This is a genomic window from Agromyces mediolanus (assembly GCF_044917495.1).
Classification (GTDB): domain Bacteria; phylum Actinomycetota; class Actinomycetes; order Actinomycetales; family Microbacteriaceae; genus Agromyces; species Agromyces mediolanus_B.
On sequence record NZ_JAVSSI010000002.1, the window covers coordinates 425,390 to 441,910 of the forward strand.

The 16,521-nt window shown below is 72.3% G+C and carries 16 protein-coding genes; 10 read left to right on the plus strand and 6 right to left on the minus strand.

From position 1 onward, the window contains the following. The first annotated feature begins 289 nt into the window (after positions 1-289). Both ROT00_RS04730 and ROT00_RS04735 read left to right on the plus strand, forming a co-directional pair. Positions 290-868 carry a TetR/AcrR family transcriptional regulator gene (locus ROT00_RS04730; RefSeq protein ID WP_404772743.1) on the plus strand — a complete coding sequence of 193 codons (579 nt, stop codon included), beginning with the start codon at positions 290-292 and terminating at the stop codon, positions 866-868. After that, complete coding sequence (locus tag ROT00_RS04735) at positions 865-1,293, plus strand: cupin domain-containing protein (RefSeq protein ID WP_404772745.1); 429 nt, start codon at positions 865-867, stop codon at positions 1,291-1,293. Before ROT00_RS04730 ends, ROT00_RS04735 begins: the two co-directional genes overlap by 4 nt. Positions 1,294-1,321: 28 nt before the next feature. Here ROT00_RS04735 and ROT00_RS04740 read toward each other — a convergent pair whose 3' ends face one another. Both ROT00_RS04740 and ROT00_RS04745 read right to left on the minus strand, forming a co-directional pair. Continuing rightward, positions 1,322-2,164 carry a sulfurtransferase gene (locus ROT00_RS04740; RefSeq protein ID WP_404772747.1) on the minus strand — a complete coding sequence of 281 codons (843 nt, stop codon included), beginning with the start codon at positions 2,162-2,164 and terminating at the stop codon, positions 1,322-1,324. Between the two features lie 92 nt (positions 2,165-2,256). Beyond that, positions 2,257-3,477, minus strand: a complete 1,221-nt coding sequence (locus tag ROT00_RS04745) for an AAA family ATPase (RefSeq protein WP_404772749.1) — start codon at positions 3,475-3,477, stop codon at positions 2,257-2,259. A 111-nt stretch (positions 3,478-3,588) separates the two neighbouring features. Between ROT00_RS04745 and ROT00_RS04750 the strand changes: the two genes are divergently transcribed. The 6 genes from ROT00_RS04750 to mnhG are packed head-to-tail and all read left to right on the plus strand — an operon-like array spanning position 3,589 to position 9,865. Continuing rightward, positions 3,589-6,552 (plus strand): Na+/H+ antiporter subunit A, encoded by a 2,964-nt coding sequence (locus ROT00_RS04750; protein WP_404772751.1) that lies wholly within the window; start codon positions 3,589-3,591, stop codon positions 6,550-6,552. Beyond that, on the plus strand, positions 6,549-7,034 hold the full coding sequence (locus ROT00_RS04755) for a sodium:proton antiporter (protein WP_404772753.1): 486 nt from the start codon (positions 6,549-6,551) through the stop codon (positions 7,032-7,034). The genes ROT00_RS04750 and ROT00_RS04755 overlap by 4 nt, the downstream gene beginning before the upstream one ends. Next, positions 7,031-8,623 (plus strand): Na+/H+ antiporter subunit D, encoded by a 1,593-nt coding sequence (locus ROT00_RS04760; RefSeq protein ID WP_404772755.1) that lies wholly within the window; start codon positions 7,031-7,033, stop codon positions 8,621-8,623. The genes ROT00_RS04755 and ROT00_RS04760 overlap by 4 nt, the downstream gene beginning before the upstream one ends. Then, positions 8,620-9,252: a Na+/H+ antiporter subunit E gene (locus tag ROT00_RS04765; protein WP_404772757.1), complete on the plus strand. Its 633-nt coding sequence runs from the start codon at positions 8,620-8,622 to the stop codon at positions 9,250-9,252. Before ROT00_RS04760 ends, ROT00_RS04765 begins: the two co-directional genes overlap by 4 nt. Beyond that, complete coding sequence (locus ROT00_RS04770; RefSeq protein WP_404772759.1) at positions 9,249-9,521, plus strand: MrpF/PhaF family protein; 273 nt, start codon at positions 9,249-9,251, stop codon at positions 9,519-9,521. The genes ROT00_RS04765 and ROT00_RS04770 overlap by 4 nt, the downstream gene beginning before the upstream one ends. Next, positions 9,518-9,865 (plus strand): monovalent cation/H(+) antiporter subunit G, encoded by a 348-nt coding sequence (gene mnhG, locus ROT00_RS04775; RefSeq protein WP_404772761.1) that lies wholly within the window; start codon positions 9,518-9,520, stop codon positions 9,863-9,865. Before ROT00_RS04770 ends, mnhG begins: the two co-directional genes overlap by 4 nt. A gap of 135 nt (positions 9,866-10,000) precedes the next feature. On the opposite strand, the gene ROT00_RS04780 is transcribed toward mnhG, so the two are convergent. From ROT00_RS04780 to ROT00_RS04795, 4 genes are read right to left on the minus strand one after another with little or no spacing between them, the layout of a single operon-like run. Beyond that, complete coding sequence (locus ROT00_RS04780; RefSeq protein WP_404772763.1) at positions 10,001-10,921, minus strand: carbohydrate ABC transporter permease; 921 nt, start codon at positions 10,919-10,921, stop codon at positions 10,001-10,003. Continuing rightward, complete coding sequence (locus tag ROT00_RS04785) at positions 10,918-11,841, minus strand: carbohydrate ABC transporter permease (RefSeq protein WP_404772765.1); 924 nt, start codon at positions 11,839-11,841, stop codon at positions 10,918-10,920. The genes ROT00_RS04780 and ROT00_RS04785 overlap by 4 nt, the downstream gene beginning before the upstream one ends. Next, positions 11,838-13,187 carry an ABC transporter substrate-binding protein gene (locus tag ROT00_RS04790; protein ID WP_404772767.1) on the minus strand — a complete coding sequence of 450 codons (1,350 nt, stop codon included), beginning with the start codon at positions 13,185-13,187 and terminating at the stop codon, positions 11,838-11,840. Before ROT00_RS04790 ends, ROT00_RS04785 begins: the two co-directional genes overlap by 4 nt. Positions 13,188-13,190: 3 nt before the next feature. Then, positions 13,191-14,216, minus strand: a complete 1,026-nt coding sequence (locus tag ROT00_RS04795; protein WP_404772769.1) for a LacI family DNA-binding transcriptional regulator — start codon at positions 14,214-14,216, stop codon at positions 13,191-13,193. 160 nt (positions 14,217-14,376) lie between these two features. Here ROT00_RS04795 and ROT00_RS04800 point away from each other — a divergent pair, with 160 nt between their 5' ends. After that, entirely contained in the window at positions 14,377-15,387 is a 1,011-nt protein-coding gene (locus ROT00_RS04800; RefSeq protein WP_404772771.1) for an ADP-ribosylglycohydrolase family protein, read from the plus strand. Continuing rightward, positions 15,377-16,420 carry an ADP-ribosylglycohydrolase family protein gene (locus tag ROT00_RS04805; RefSeq protein WP_404772773.1) on the plus strand — a complete coding sequence of 348 codons (1,044 nt, stop codon included), beginning with the start codon at positions 15,377-15,379 and terminating at the stop codon, positions 16,418-16,420. The genes ROT00_RS04800 and ROT00_RS04805 overlap by 11 nt, the downstream gene beginning before the upstream one ends. Positions 16,421-16,521 lie beyond the last annotated feature (101 nt).

Below are 16,521 nucleotides of genomic sequence, written 5' to 3' on the forward strand. Positions count from 1 at the left end.
CATAGCTAGTTGGTGATGTATCCTGAGCTGCCAGCCCGCTTGGCTTGGTCGCCCATTTGCTCCCGATAACTCAGGACCCGACCGGCTCTCCCCCGTCGCGACCGGGCGCCCGGAGGCGTTCGACCGCTGGCCCCAGGAGCGGGGTAGAGCGCCACGGCGACACCCGCGAGCGCGGCGACGCCGTGCGAGGCGGTGACCCCGGAACCGCAGCAATCCGCCACGGCCGTCGGAGTCCGGCCGGCCTGATCGAGGGTGGCATACCTACCTCTAGGTATGGCATGCTCGGGGCATGACCACCGAGGCACGACGCATCCTCATCGAGGCCGCGCAGGAGCTCTACGCGACGAACGGCGTCGCCGCGACGACGCCCCGCGAGGTGCTCGCCCGCAGCGGCGTCGGGCAGGGCAGCCTCTACCACCACTTCCCCTCGAAACGCGACCTCGCCGCCGCCGCCGTCGCGCAGACCGTCGACGACACGCTCGGCTCCGCCGCCGCGACGCTGCAGAGCACCGCCGAGCCGCGGCTGCGCATCACCGACTACCTCGAACGGCCGCGTGCGGCGACCGCGGGCTGCCGCGTCGGCCGACTCACCTCGGATCCCGTCGTCATGGGCGACGACGCGCTGCGCGGCGAGGTGTCCCGCTACTTCGCGGAGCTCATCGAGCTCGTCGCGACGCCCTTCGCCGAGCAGGGCCTCGACGACGCCTCCGCCCGTGACCGCGCGACGACCGCGGTGGCGGTCATCCAGGGCGGCTACGTGCTGTCCCGCGCGCTCGGCGACGACGCCGCGATGCGCTCCGCCGTGCGCGGTCTCCTCGAGCTGCTGGAACCGCCGGCCGCCGGGACACGACAGAAGGAGCAGGCATGACCGACTACGAGGTGCTCGACATCGGCGCGCTCGACACCTGGCGATCGCACCACGGCGGCTTCGACGCCGCGCGCTCCCGGGACGGGCGCCGCATCGTCGACCACGAACTCGCCATGCAGTACCTGGGCATGTCCGCCAACGCGCTCGAACCGGGCGAGGAGGCGGGCTACTGGCACGCTCATTCCCAAATCGAGGAGCTCTACGTGTTCCTGGCCGGAACCGGTCAGATGGGACTCGACGACGAGGTGGTCGACGTCGGCCCCGGCAGCGTCGTGCGCGTCGGCCAGGGCGTCTGGCGCACGTGGCGGGCGCACCCCGACAGCGCTGGCGAGCTGCGCTGGCTCTGCATCCGCGGCGGCGGCGAGCCGCTCCCCCGCTTCCCCGACGACAGCCGCCGCGACCCCGACCGGCCGTCGCCCTGGTGAGCCGGGCGACGATCAGGACGCAGCCCGACTAGCCCGGCTCCTCCCCCGTTGCGACCGGGCGCGCGTGATCGTTCGACCACTGGCTCCAGGAGCCGGGGTAGAGCGCCGCGGCGACGCCCGCGAGCGCGAGCGCGGCCACGCCGTGCGAGGCGGTGACCCCGGAGCCGCAGTAGACCGCGACGGGCTGCTCGCCGTCGACGCCGAGCGCGGCGAAGCGCTCGCGCAGCGCCTCGGGTGGGAGGAAGCGCCCGTCGGCGTCGAGGCTGCCCGCGCTCGGCGCGGAGCGGGCTCCGGGGATGTGCCCGGCGGCTGGGTCGATCGGCTCGACCTCGCCGCGGTAGCGCTCGCCGGCCCGCGCGTCCAGCAGGACGCCGTGCTCCGGCAGCGCCGCCGCGGCATCCGCGTCGATGACGGGCATCGCGCCGAAGCGCGCCGTCGCGTCGCCGGGCGCGGGGACCACCTCGTCGGTGTCGAGCGCGCCGCCGGCCGCGCGCCACGCGGCGAGCCCGCCGTCGAGGAGGCGCACGTCGGCGACGCCGGCGTGGCGGAGGAGCCACCAGGCGCGGGCGGCCGACTGGTTGCCGAGGGCGTCCATCACGACGACCGCGTCGCCCTCGCGGATGCCCCAGCGGCGCATCGCCCGGGTGAAGGCGGCCTCGTCCGGCAGGGGGTGCCGGCCCTCGGCGGCCGACGGCGGCGCGGTGAGCTCGGTCTCGAGATCGACGTAGACGGCGCCCGGGACGTGCCCGGCGAGGTACGCGGGGCGCCCGTCGGGGGCTGCGAGGCTCCAGCGCACGTCGAGCACGACGGTGCGGGATGCCTCGGCGGCGAGCCGCTCGGCGAGCTCCTCGGCGGTGATGAGGATCGACATGCCTCCAGCTTGCCCTCCCGCGCGCGCCCCCGCCCCGGGGTTGCCCGACTTTCATGAAAGTCGGGCAAGTCGGGTGTGGGGCGGAGCGGGCGTCAGTCGGCCTTGCGGGGGCGGCGCTGCACTTCCGGCACGACGAGCTCGGGCACCACGCGCTTCATGAAGGCGTCGAAGTCGGGGGCGGTGAAGGCCGCGTAGCCGTGCTCGGGCGTGTACAGCAGGCCCAGGTCGATGAGCTCGGCGCGCGTCGGCCCGACCTGCGTGGACTCGCGGTGCATGACCCGGGCGACGTCGCCGGCCTTCTGCGGCTCGGGTCCGAGCTCGGCCATCGCCCGGAGGTAGGCCGCCTGGAGGGGGGAGAGCCGATCGAGCCGCACCCGGAAGAACGAGCCGTCGAGCTTCGCCTCGTACGCCTCGCGGGCGAGCGCGACGTCGTCGCGGCGGACGCGCGGCGCGTCGGCGACGCTCCACACCTGGGAGCCGAGCTCCTGCAGGAAGCAGGGGTAGCCGTGGGTGAGTTCGAGCGCGAGCTCGAGCGCGTCGTCGTCGAACGCCACGCCCTCGAGCCGGGCGGGTTCCGCGAGCGCCCGCCGGGCGTCGTCGTCGCCGAGCGCCCCGATCCGGCAGTAGCTGAACAGCCGCTCGGCGTACGCCTTGACGTCGCCGGAGAGCTCGACCGACTGCGGCAGGCCGGCGCCGACGAACGCGACCGGGAGCTTCCGCTGCACGGTCTTGTGCACGGCCTGGACGAGCGCCTCGAGCTGCGTGCGGGCGAGGAACTGCACCTCGTCGACCAGGAGCGCGATGCCGTGGCCCTGCTCGTCGGCGGCCTCGCCGAAGGCGACGAGCACGTCGGTGAGGTCCATGCCGAGGTCGCCGTGGTCGCCGGCGCCCTCGGCGGGCGTCACGTCCCAGGAGAGGCCGAAGGCGCCCTGCTTCACGACGGGCAGCGCGAAGGCGCTCAGCACCTCGGCGGCGCGACGACCGCGTTCGGTCCACCTGGCGCGGGGCGAGAGCCGGAGCAGCGTCGACTTCAGCTGGGAGAACATCAGCTGCCGGAACCTGGTCTCGTCGTGCCGGCTCGCCTCGAACTCGACGACCTCCCAGTGCGCGGCGCGCGCGAGCTCGCCGAACTGGCCGAGCAGCACGGTCTTGCCGACGCCGCGGAGCCCGGTGATGATCATCGACTGCTCGGTGCGATGCCGCTCGAGCCGCTGGAGCAGCACTCGGAACGCCTCGAGTTGCTCGTCGCGGCCGACCACGACCTCGGGCGCCGCCCCCGCATTCGGAGTGTACGGATTGCTGACGCTGTCCATGGAGGCATCGTAGTGAGTTTGGCGCGGTTTATCCAGATTGAATAAAACTGGCTAAACCTCCGAGGCATCCGGTACGCTGGAGCCCGGACGATTGCGACGTGAGGAGGGTGGATGCTCTTCAGCCTCGTCGTGTTCGGCGCCCTCTCCCTGCTGACGCCCCTGTTGACGAGGCTGATCGGCAGGCGCGTCTTCCTCGTCATCGCCCTGCTGCCCGCCGCCGTCTTCGGCTGGCTGCTCTCCCTGCTCCCCGAGGTCGTCGCCGGCGGCGTCGTCACCGAGCGGGTCGAGTGGATCCGGGCGCTCGACGTCTCCCTCGCCTTCCGGCTCGACGGGCTGGCGCTGCTCCTCGCGCTCGTCGTCACCGGCGTCGGGGCGCTCGTGCTCGTCTACTGCACCTGGTACTTCCGCGACGACGAGCCCGCGCTCGGCCGCTTCGCCGCGCTCCTCCTCGCCTTCGCGGGCGTCATGCTGGGCCTCGTCACCTCCGACGACGTCTACGTGATGTTCATGTTCTGGGAGGCGACGAGCGTCCTCTCCTACCTCCTCATCGGCCACTACACCGGACGCCGCGAGAGCCGCGGTGCCGCGCTGCAGGCGCTCACGGTCACCACCTTCGGCGGCCTCGCGATGCTCGTCGGGCTCGTGCTGCTCACCGTCGAGGGCGGCACCACCTCGATCGCCGAGCTCGTCGCGAACCCGGTCACGGGCGTCGCCGGGGAGTGGGGCATCGCCCTCGTGCTCGTCGGCGCGATCTCGAAGAGCGCCCTCGTGCCGTTCCACTTCTGGCTGCCCGCGGCGATGGCCGCGCCGACCCCGGTCTCGGCCTACCTGCACGCCGCCGCGATGGTGAAGGCAGGCGTCTACCTCGTCGCCCGCCTCGCCCCCGGCTACGCCGAGCTCGACGTGTGGCATCCGATCGTCATCGCCCTCGGCGGCCTGACCATGCTCGTCGGCGGCTGGCGCGCGCTGCGCCAGTACGACCTGAAGCTGCTGCTCGCGCACGGCACCGTCAGCCAGCTCGGCTTCCTCGTGCTCGTCACCGGCTTCGGCACGCGCGACGCCGCCCTCGCGGGCGTCGCCCTGCTCACCGCGCACGCGCTCTTCAAGTCGGCCCTGTTCCTCGTGGTCGGCATCGTCGACCACGCCGCCGGCACCCGCGACTGGCGCAAGCTCTCGGGGCTCGGCCGGCGGATGCCGGTGGTCGCGACGATCGGCTTCGTCGCCGCGGCGTCCATGGCCGGCGTCCCCCCGCTCCTCGGCTTCGTGGCGAAGGAGGGCGTGTTCAGCTCGCTGCTCGAGGCGGGCTCGGCGACCGCCGAGGGCGGTCCCGCGGCCGGCTGGGGCTGGCTCGCGCTCGTGCTCGCGTTCCTCGGCTCGGTGCTCACCGTCGCCTACAGCGTGCGCTTCGTCTGGGGCGCCTTCTGGACCCGGCCGAAGTGCGCGCCCACCCCGCTGCACCGCGAGCCCGCGATGGTCGCCGCGAGCCCCGCGATCCTCGCCGCCGCGAGCGTCGTCGCCGCCTTCGCGATCACGCTCATCGAGCCGCTGTACACGAGCTACGCCGACGAGCTGCCGGGGCCCGACGAGTACCACCTCGCGCTCTGGCACGGCCTCGAGCCCGCGCTCTGGCTCTCCCTCGCCGTGTTCGCCCTCGGCGCCCTCCTCGTCTGGGGCCGCGCGAAGGTCGCCCGCATGCAGGCATCGCTGCCGCCGCTCATCGACTCCGGCCGCGGCTACCTCGGTGTGGTCTCGGCGATCGACCGCTTCGCCGCCGCCGTCACGACGGCCATCCAGTACCGGGGCCTGCCCGGCTACCTCGGCATGATCGTGCTCGTCTTCATCGGCGGGCTCGGCGTCTCCGCCCTCGTGAACACCGCCTGGCCCGGCAGCGTGCGCCTCTGGGACTACCCCGCGCAGCCGTTCCTCGCGCTCGTCATGGGCATCGCGGCGATCGCGGCCGCGATCGTGAAGCAGCGGATGACCGCAGTGCTCCTCGTGAGCGTCACCGGGTACGGCCTCGTGCTCATCTTCGGCATGTCCGGCGCCCCCGACCTGGCGCTCACCCAGGCGCTCGTCGAGACGATCGTGCTCGTCGTCTTCGTGCTCGTCATGCGCCGGCTGCCGAAGCAGATCGCGACGACGCATCCGCCCGTCCACCGCCTCGGCCGCGCCCTCATCGGTGCGCTCGCGGGCATCGTCATGGGCGTCATCGGCTTCATCGCGCTCGGGGCGCGCACCGCGCCGAACATCGTCGACGGCCTCGCCGAGCGGGCGCTCGAGGCGCACGGCACGAACATCGTGAACGTCATGCTCGTCGACCTCCGCGCGTGGGACACCCTCGGCGAGATCTCCGTGCTCGTCGCCGTCGCGACCGGCGTCGCGAGCCTCATCTTCGTCTCCGGCCGCACCGGCGGCGCGCCGCGCCTCGACGAGCGGCCCGACCGCCGCAACCGGCTCCGCCCGGTCCCCGAGACGGCGTCGAGCATCGGCGGCGCACGGCCCCGCCTCGCCGACGTCGAGGGCGAATCGGATGCCGCGGCCGAGGCCGCCGCGACCCGCCAGACCTGGCTGCTCGCCGGCCGCACGCTCTCGCCGCGCCGCCGCTCGATCCTCATCGAGGTGCTCGTCCGGCTGCTGTTCCACCCGGCGATCGTCGTCTCCGTCTTCCTCCTCTTCGTCGGCCACAACGCGCCGGGCGGCGGCTTCGCGGGCGGTCTGCTCGCCGGGCTCGCCCTCGTCGCCCGCTACCTCGCGGGCGGCCGCTACGAGCTCGGCGAGGCCGCGCCGATCGATGCCGGGCACCTGCTCGGCACCGGTCTGCTGCTCGCGGCGGGCACCGCGACCTCGTCGCTCTTCTTCGGCCTCGCCGTGTTCGAGTCGAGCTGGTTCGAGACCGAGGTGCCGCTGCTCGGCACGATCTCGATCGGCACCTCGACGCTCTTCGACATCGGCGTCTACCTCGTCGTCGTCGGCCTCGTGCTCGACATCCTGCGCTCGCTCGGCGCGGAGGTCGACCGCCACCAAGAGGAGAACGAGCTGGAGCAGACCGCGAACGAGCCGGGGGTGCGCGCATGACCGCCTCGCTGACCCTCGTCGTACTGATGGCCGTGCTCTTCGGCGCCGGCATCACGATCATGCTCGAGCGCAGCCTCACCCGCGTGCTCATCGGCTTCCTGCTCGTCGGCAATGCCGTGAACATCCTCATCTTCCTCATGAGCGGGGCGCCCGGGCTCGCGCCGCTGCTCAGCGAGGGCGTGACCGCCGACGAGATCTCCGACCCGGTTCCGCAAGCCTTCGTGCTCACCGCGATCGTCATCAACCTCGGCATCACCGCCTTCATGCTCGCGCTCATCTACCGCTCCTGGTGGCTCGCCCGGCTCGGCGAGAAGGGCGACCTGGTCGACGACGAGGACGATCTCGAGGAGGAGGTCGAGGAGGCCGAGGGGCTCATCCGCAGCTCCGCCGCCGACGACCTCGCCATCCAGGAGCTCATCGACGCGAGCGACGAGGAGTTCGAGCAGTCCCCCGAACGACCCGATGAGGAGGTGCGCCCGTGACCCCCGCGAGCCTCGTCCCCCTGGTCGTGCTGCTGCCGCTGCTCGGCGCCGCCGTCGCCCTCGTGCTCGGCCGGCACCGCCGCGCCCAGATGGCCGTCTCCGCGAGCGTGCTCGCCGCCGTCGCGGTCATCTCCGCCGTCCTCCTCGGCGTCGTCGACTCGACCGGCATCGGCGTCGTGGTGCAGGTCGGCGGCTGGGACCCGCCGTTCGGCATCTCCCTCGTCGTCGACCGGCTCTCCGCGATCATGCTGCTCGTCTCGGCCGTCGTGCTGCTCGGCGTGCTCGTCTACGCGGTCGGCCAGGGCGTCGCCGACCGGCACCGGGAGACCCCGGTGTCGATCTTCCACCCGGCGTACCTCATCCTCTCCGCGGGCGTCTTCAACGCGTTCATCGCGGGCGACCTGTTCAACCTCTACGTCGGCTTCGAGATCCTGCTGTCGGCGAGCTACGTGCTGCTCACCCTCGGCGGCACGGGCGAGCGCATCCGCGCCGGCGTCACCTACATCCTCGTCAGCCTCGTCTCCTCGCTCTTCTTCCTCGCCGCGATCGCGCTCATCTACGGGGCGACCGGCACGGCGAACATCGCGCAGCTCTCCGTGCGCATCGCCGAGCTGCCCGACAGCGTGCAGCTCATCCTGCACCTGCTGCTCCTCCTCGCCTTCGGCATCAAGGCCGCGGTCTTCCCGCTGTCCTTCTGGCTGCCCGATTCGTACCCGACGGCGCCGGCGCCGGTCACCGCGGTGTTCGCGGGCCTGCTCACGAAGGTCGGCGTCTACGCGATCATCCGCACCGAGACCGTCATCTTCCAGGACAGCGACGTCTCGACGCTGCTGCTCGTCATCGGCGGGCTCACCATGCTCGTGGGCATCCTCGGCGCGCTCACCCAGGCCGACATCAAGCGACTGCTGTCGTTCACCCTGGTGAGCCACATCGGCTACATGATCTTCGGCATCGGGCTCGCGACCGAGCTCGGCCTCGCCGCGACGATCTACTACGTGGTGCACCACATCACCGTGCAGACGGCGCTCTTCCTCACCACCGGGCTCATCGAGCGCTTCGGCGGCTCGACGTCGATCAACCGGCTCGCGGGCCTCCTCAAGGCCTCGCCGCTCCTCGCCATCCTGTTCTTCATCCCGGCGCTGAACCTCGGCGGCATCCCGCCGTTCTCCGGCTTCCTCGGCAAGCTCGGCCTGTTCATCGCCGGCGCCGAGGGCGCCCCCGAGGCGGTCGGCGGGCCCGCGTGGCTCACCTGGACGGTCATCGCCGCCGGCGCCGCGACCTCGCTCATCACGCTGTACGCGCTCACCCGCTTCTGGAACATGGCGTTCTGGCGCAACCGCGACGAGGTCGAGGGCTACGACTCGCCCCTGCTCAACTCGGTGCTCGAGTGGGAGGGCAGCGGCGACACGGCCGTCGCCACCCGCACCACCCCCGTGCTCATGGTCGCCGTGACCACCGCGCTCGTCGCGATCACCGTGCTCCTCACCGTGTTCGCGGGCCCGCTCTTCGACCTCGCCGGGCGCACCGCGGCCGACCTCGTCGACCCGAACGTCTACATCGGCCTCGTGTTCCCTGGGGGTGTGCGATGAGCCAGTCCCACGACGTCTCGCGCTGGGGCGCGGTGTGGCGGCAGCTGCCGCTCCTCATCGCGCTCGTGCTGCTCTGGGTGATGCTGTGGGACCACATCGACGTGCTCACCGTCGTGAGCGGCGTGGTGCTCGCGATCACGGTGACGAGGGCGCTGTACCTGCCGCCGGTGCTGCTCTCGGGCCGGTTCAACCCGTGGCGCGGCCTGCTGCTCGGGCTGCGGATGATGTTCGACGTCGCCGTGGCCTCGCTGCAGGTGGCGTTCCTCGCCGTCGCCCCGTGGTGGAAGCCGATGAACTCGATCATCGCGGTGCAGCTGCTCACCCGCAGCGACCTCGTGACGACGCTCACCGCGGAGGCGATCTCCGTGGTCCCCGGCACCGTCGTGGTCGACATCGACCGCGAGCGCGGCCTGCTCTACCTGCACGCCCTCGGCACCCGCACGCACGACGACGTCGAACGCGTGAAGCGCCAGGTGCTCGGCACGGAGGAGCGCATCGTGCTCGCCATGGGCACCCACGAGCAGGCGGTCGACGTGCGGCTCGCCCGCAAGGCCCGCCGCGCCGAGCGCGCCGCCGGGAGGACGCCGGCCGAGCCGCAGCACGACCACACCCCGAAGGAGGACGCATGACCTTCCTCACCATCGTCTCCATCGTCGCCGGCCTGATGTTCGGCGTCGGCGCGATCGCGGCGGTCTACCGGATCATCCGCGGCCCGTCGATCCTCGACCGCGCGCTCGCGACCGACGTGCTCCTCGCCATCGCGATCTGCGCCCTCGGCGCCGAGATGGCGATCAACCGCCACACCGACACCCTCGTGGTGCTGCTCGTCCTCGCGATGTTCGCGGTGGTCGGCTCGATCTCGATCGCCCGGTTCATGGCGAAGCAGGACGCCTCGTGAACGCCGCGGACGTCGCCGTCGGCCTGCTCGTGCTCGTGAGCGCGTTCCTGTCGATGGCGGCCGGCATCGGCATCGTCCGCTTCCCCGACGTGCTCACCCGGCTGCACGCCGCGACGAAGCCGCAGGTGTTCGGGCTCGCCGCGGTGCTCCTCGCCATCGTGCTGCGGGTGCCCACCTGGGGCGTGCTCACGACCGTCATCCTGATCATGACGTTCCAGCTGCTCACCCAGCCGATGACGGCGCACATGCTCGGCCGCAGCGCCTACCGCACCGACCACGTGCGGCGCGACGTGCTCATCGAGGACGAGCTCGGCCGCGACATCGAGGACCACGCGAAGGACTGAGCCCGGCGCCGCGCCCGCCCGCCCGCCCGCCCAGCCATCGAGAGGGTCGCTTTGCGACATCCCGCCGGGTGATTCCCCGTGCGGATGTCGCAAAGCGACCCCCTCGGAGATGGGGGCGGCGCAGCGCGCCGACCGCTAGTTCGCGAGCCCGCCCTGCGTGTAGCCCTCGATGAAGCGGCGCTGCAGCAGCAGGAACACCACGATCACGGGCGCGGCCATGATGAGCCCGGCCGCGCTCACGAGCGACCAGTCGACCGCGTACGACTGCTGGAACGAGTACAGCGAGAGCGACACCGGCAGCAGCTGGCTGTCCTGGATGAACGTCACCGCGAGCAGGAACTCGTTGTACGCCTGCAGCCCGGCGACGAGCGCCACGGTGAGCATACCCGGCCAGATCATCGGCACCATCACCCGGGTGAACAGCCGCCACTCGCCGGCGCCGTCGAGGCGCGCGGCCTCCTCGTACTCCTTCGGGATGGTCAAGAGGAACGAGCGCAGCAGCATCGTCGCGAACGGCGAGTACACCGCCCAGTAGATGACGATGAGGCCGAACTGGCTGTTGTAGAGCCCGAGCGTCGACCACCACGACAGCAGCGGGACGAGGAACAACTGGATCGGCACCGAGGTGGAGACCAGGATGTAGAGGATCCACGCGCTCTTGCCCGGCAGGTCGAGCCGGGTCATCGCGTACGCCGCCATGCTCGCGATCACGCAGACGCCGAGCGCCGTGCTGATCGAGATGATCGCGCTGTTCAGGAGCCCCTGACCCATGTTCGCGTCCTCGAACGCGGTGGCGAAGTTCTCCCAGCGCCACTCGGTCGGCAGCCCGATCGGCGAGCGGCTGATCTCCGCGGGCGACTTCAGCGAGTTGAAGACGAACACGGCGAGCGGCCCGGTCGCGTAGAACGCGAGCACGACGAGGATGAGCACGCTGAACGGGCGGCGCGGCCGGTGGTCGGGCCGGAAGCCGGCCCGACGCGGCGGGAGGGTCTCTGCGCGGCGGGCCCGCCTGCTCGGGGCGGGTGCGGTGAGGGTGTCGGTCTGCACGCGGATCACACGTCCCAATCGAGCTTCTTGCGGAGGATGAGGTAGCCCGCGACGACGACCGCGCTGATCGAGGAGAGCAGCATCGCCATGGCCGAGGCGTAGCCCGCGCGCTGCTCCGAGAACGCGGTGCGGTAGAGCACGGTCGCGAGCACATCGCTCGAGCCGGCCGGGCCGCCCTGGGTCAGGATGTAGACGTAGTCGAAGACGAGGAACGACCAGATGACGGTCATCAGCACGAGGAACATCAGGGTCGGGCGGATGCCGGGCAGCGTGATGTGCCAGAACTCGCGCCACGCGTTCGCGCCGTCGAGCCGGGCCGCCTCGTAGAGCGCGGGGTTCACGCCCTGCATCGCGGCGAGGAACAGCACGAGGAGGAAGCCCCACCACTGCCAGTTGTTCACGAACGCGACGGAGCCGAGCGCGAGGCTCGGGTCGCCGAGGAAGTTCACGCCGGCGAGGCCGTCGAAGCCGAGGTTCGCGAGGGCGGCGCCGATGCCGGCATCCGGGCTCAGGATCTGCCGCCAGATCGTCGCCGAGACGATCGTCGCGAGTACGTAGGGGATGAAGTAGAGGGTGCGGAACAGCACCTGGCCGCGGCGGAGCCGCGAGAGCAGGAACGCCCCGAGCAGGGCCATGCTGATCGGCACGATGAGGAAGAACAGCGTCCAGAGCAGGTTGTGCCAGATCGCGGCGAGCACGTTCGGGCTCTGGAACAGCTCGACGTAGTTGTCGATGCCGACGAAGTTGGCCTCGCCGAGGCCGTCCCAGTCGGTGAAGGAGAACAGCAGCGACGAGAACCCCGGACCGCCGATCACGAGCAGATTGACGATCGCGAGCGGCGCGATGAAGAGCCACGCCACGAGGCGACGCCGGTGGCGGGGCCGGCGCACGGCCGGCCCCGCCCCGATCCTGGCGGTCGTCGAGGTCACGCGCCCGGAACCGGCTCGAAGGGCGTGATCACCTTGCCGGCGGCGAGCTCGCCGTCGAAGACCTTCTGCAGGCCCTCGAGGTACGCCTGCGGCGTGAGGTCGCCCGTGATGATCTTGTCGAACTCCGACCAGAGGTAGGTGTCGGTCGCCGCGGGGAAGAAGGTCCAGCTGGCGTAGCCGAGGTTCCCGCTCTCGGGGGCCTCGGTGTAGAGCCGGGCCGAGCGCTCGTCGACCGTGTCGGGCATCGACGCGAGGTCGCTGAGCGGCGGCGGGTTCTGGCCGGTCGCGGCGAGGTAGTCGTACGAGCGCGCCGGGTCGTCGATGACGAAGTCGATGTACTCGGCCGCGGCATCCGCCTGCTCCGACGCGGAGTTGACCGACAGCGAGGTGCCGATCGCCATGGGGTAGACGCCGGGGGCGACGTCGTCGCTCAGCGAGGGCAGCGGCGCCCAGTCCCACTCGGCGTCGTTCCCCGCGGCCTCGCCGAAGTAGCGGCCCGCGTCGCCGAACGACCAGGTGCCGGTGATGTACATCGCGACTGTGCCGTCGGCGAGCCCGGTGAACAGGTCGGTGTCGGTGTTCGTGAACCAGCGGTCCTTGCCGCCGCCCCACCACTTCTTGTCGATCTGCTCCTGGAAGAGCGAGATCGCGTCGACGAACTCGGGGTCGGTGAACTTCGCCTCGCCGGTCAGCGCCTGGTAGAGCTTCTCGGGCCCGACGGCCATGTTCAGGAACGCCGAGAGGTACCACTCGCTCTGCGCCTGGTAGCCGCTGTTGCCCGCGCCCACCGGCATCATGCCGGCGGCCTGGGCCTCGGTGGCGACCTGCTCGAACTCGGCGAGAGTGGTCGGCACGGTCCAGCCGTGCTCCGCGAAGACGCCCGGGTTGTAGTAGAGCACGATCGAGCCGTACTCGACCGGCACGGAGTAGAGGGTGCCGTCGACCTGGCTCGCCTGGTACGCCCAGGGCTGCAGCTTGTCGGCCCAGCCGTACTCGGCGGCGTAGTCGTCGAGCGACTCGATGCGCTTCGCCGAGGCGAAGCCGAGGGCGCTGGAGGGGCCGGCCGAGTAGACGACGTCGGCGCCGCGGCCGGCGGAGACGGCGGTGTCGGTGAGCGAGCCGAGGTTCTGCAGCTGCTTCACCTCCATCTTCACGGTGGCGTCGTCGGACTGCTCGTTGAACGCGTCGACGTAGTGCTCCTGGTAGTAGCGCTCAGTGTCCTTCGAGACGAAGGCCGACCAGTAGGAGACGTCGCCGGACGAGCCCGACGAGGCGCAGCCGGCGAGGAGGCCGCCGGCGGCGATGAGGGCCACTGCGGCGCCCCAACGCTTCGACTTCTGGTGCATTGCTTACCTTTCCTGGGGGATGGGGGAGGTCGTGGAGTCGCGCACGACGAGCCGGGTCGACAGCGTGATGTGCTGCGTCGGGGCGTCGTCGCCGTCGCCGGCGAGCCGGGTGAGCAGGAGTCGGGCTGCGGTGCGGCCGATCTCGCGGGCGGGGTTCTCCACGGTGGTGAGGCTGGGGTGCACGAGGGCGGCGGCGTCGATGTCGTCGTAGCCGCTGACGGCGACGTCACCGGGGATGCTGAGACCGCGGCGGCGCAGCTCGTCCATCGCGCCGATCGCGATGAGGTCGTTGGCGCAGACGATCGCGTCCCAGTCGTCGCGGCGCGCGTACAGCGCCTCGACGCCCTCGCGCCCGCCGTCGCGGGTGAAGGCGGTGAACGCGGTCGCGGCGTCGGCGAGCTCGAGGCCGGCGGCGGCGAAGGCCTGGCGGAGGCCGCCGAGTCGGAGGCGCGAGGGGTCGGACTGCTCCTCGCCGCCGATGAAGCCGATGCGGCGGCGGCCGGTGCCGAGCAGGTGCGCGCCGATCTTCGCGAAGCCGCCGACGTCGTCGGACTCGACGTAGTCGCTGCCCTCGATGCCGATGTCGCGGCCGAGGGCGACGACGCGGGTGCCCGACTCGGCGAGGCGGGCGCGGTCGGCGTCGGAGAGGCCGTCGATGTGCAGGGCGATGCCGTCGAAGCGGCGCTCGAGCACGTGGCCGAGCAGGCGCCCGGTGCCCGACTGGCTGCCGGCGTCGAGGATCGAGAGCAGGTAGCCCTCGGGCAGCAGCACGTCCTGCATGCCGACGGCGACGAGCGGGTAGAAGGGGTTCGTGATGTCGGGCACGAGGAGGGCGATCGACTCGGTGCGGCGGCTGCGCAGGCTCCGGGCGCCGGGATGCGGCGTGTAGCCGAGCTCGGCGATGGCGGCGTTCACCTTGGCGCGCGTCGCGTCGCTCACGGGGCGGTTCCCGCTGAGCACCTGCGAGACGGTCGAAACGCTCACCCCGGCGGTCTCGGCGACCGCGGCGATGCCGGCCTTCTGCGTCACGTGCCGACCTCCCTGTCCGCATAACGTTTTGCGTGTTTGACGAGAGCAAGCATCCGTCATCTTCTGCCGCTTGTCAATGCGCTCCCGAAATCACCGGACTAGACAGGATGGGAGCGTCGCCTATAGTGGCCACCATGCACGCAAAACGATGTGGAAACGGATGAGCCGCGACCGAGCTCGCGGAGCGCTCATCGGTCTCGCCATCGGCGATGCCATGGGCGCGCCCACCGAGGGCATGACCATCGAGGAGATCGCCCGGCGCTTCGGCCGGGTCACCGGGCTCCTGCCCGGCGCCGCCGGCACCGACGACACCGAGTACGCGGTGCTCACCGCCCAGTCGCTCCTCGCGCACGGCTTCGAGCTCACCGCCGACGACGTCGCCGCCACCTGGACCGCCGCGGTCGCCGAGCAGCAGGGCGGCTTCGCCGGCGCCGGCTTCAGCGAGATGGTCGCGATCGCGAACCTCGCAGCGGGCCTCCGCCCGCCGGCCACGGGCCTGCGCAACTACGAGCGGTGGAGCGACGGTGCCGCCATGCGCGTCGCCCCGATCGGCATCCTCGCCGCCGGCGACCCCGCCGAGGCGCGCCGCCTCGCCCGCATCGACGCGAGCGTCAGCCACGCCGTCGACGGCGTGTACGCCGCCGAGGCGGTCGCCGCGGGCGTCGCCACCGCGCTCGTCGCCGCGTCGCACCGCGAGGTCGTCGAGGCCGTCGTCGCCGCGCTGCCCGCCGACTCCTGGACCGGCCGCCTCGTCGCCCGGGCGCTCGCCATCGGTGCGCGCTACGAACGCGCCGAGGACGCCGCACCCGAGCTCTACCGCGAGATCTCGCTCTTCCACTACCCCTGGGCCGACGCCGCTCCCGAGGCCCTCGCCCTCGCCATGGGGCTCTACGAGGCGGCGAAGGGCGACTTCGTCGACGCCGTCATCGCCTCGGTGAACATCGGCCGCGACTCCGACACGATCGCCGCCATGAACGGGGCGCTCGCCGGCGCGATGCACGGCTTCGAGGCGATGCCCGTCGAGTGGCGCGAACAGGTCGTGCGCGTGCACGGCCGCTGCATCCTCGCGACCGCCGGGACCGATCTGCTCGAGCTCGCCGACGGGCTCTCCGAGCGCTCCCCCGCCGCTCGCACCGCCGTCGCTGACGAAAGGACCCCCCGTGTCGGCTGACCGCGCAGACCGCATCCACGGCGCCCTCCTCGGACTCGCCGTCGGCGACGCCGTCGGGATCGCCGCCGACTACCACCGCGCCGTGCGCTCGCCGTGGGTGCGCGGCCGGCTCTGGGCGGGCTCCGCCGAGCTCGACGCGGTCCGCGTCGCGAAGCCGCTGCTCCCCTTCGACGCGACGACGGTCGACGGCGAGCGACTGGCGCCCACGGACGACACCGAGACCGCGGTGCTCGCGGCGCGCGTCGCCCTCACGACGGCGGGCGCGGCGGATGCCTCGGCGCGCCGCTTCGCCGAGTGGCGCCGCCTCACCGCCGGCGACGACGTCTGGACCGGCATCGCCGAGCGCTCGGCGATCATCAACGCCGAGCGCGGCCTCGTGCCGCCCGTCACGGGCAACGACGGTCCCGCCGACGCCTCCGACAGCGCCGTCGCCTCGGGCGTCGTGTGGGGGCTCTTCCACGCGGGCGACCCCGCGGCCGCCGCCGCAGCCGCCACCGAGTGGGCGTCGATCACCCACGCCCGCGACGGCGTGTGGGCCGCGGCCTGCATGGCCTCCGCCGTCTCGGCGCTCGCTGTCGGCGCGCCCGTCGCGCAGGCGCTCGACGACGCCGAGGCGCTCGTGCCCGACGACTCCTGGCTCGCCGAGGGGTTCCGCGCCGCTGCCCGGCTCGCCCCGGCATCCGTGCTCCTGGAGCTGCCGCGCCTCCTCGCCGAGCTGAACCCGCGCCGCTACAGCCAGCCGGGCACCGCCCCCGAGACGCTGCCGATCGCGTTCCTGCTCCTCCGCGCCGACGGGGGACGGCCCGAGCAGGCGCTCGCGAACGCGACCCTGTTCGCGCGGGAGTCCGACAGCGTGCCCGCCTTCGTGGGCGCCCTGCTCGGCGCCGCGCACGGCGCCGCCGTGTTCGGCGAGGCGTGGCCGGCCGCCGTGGACCGCGTCGAGGGCGTCTGCTACCCGGCCCTCGCCGGGGAGCGGGTCTCGGCGGTCGCCGCCGAGCTCGAGGCATCCGTCGCCGCCCGCGCGGCCGGCTGACCCGCCGGGCCGCACGACGCCGCTCCCGCTCGCGAACCACGCGCAGAACCCGAGGGGGTCGTTTTCCGACATCCCCGCTGGTTGATCCACGCACGGATGTC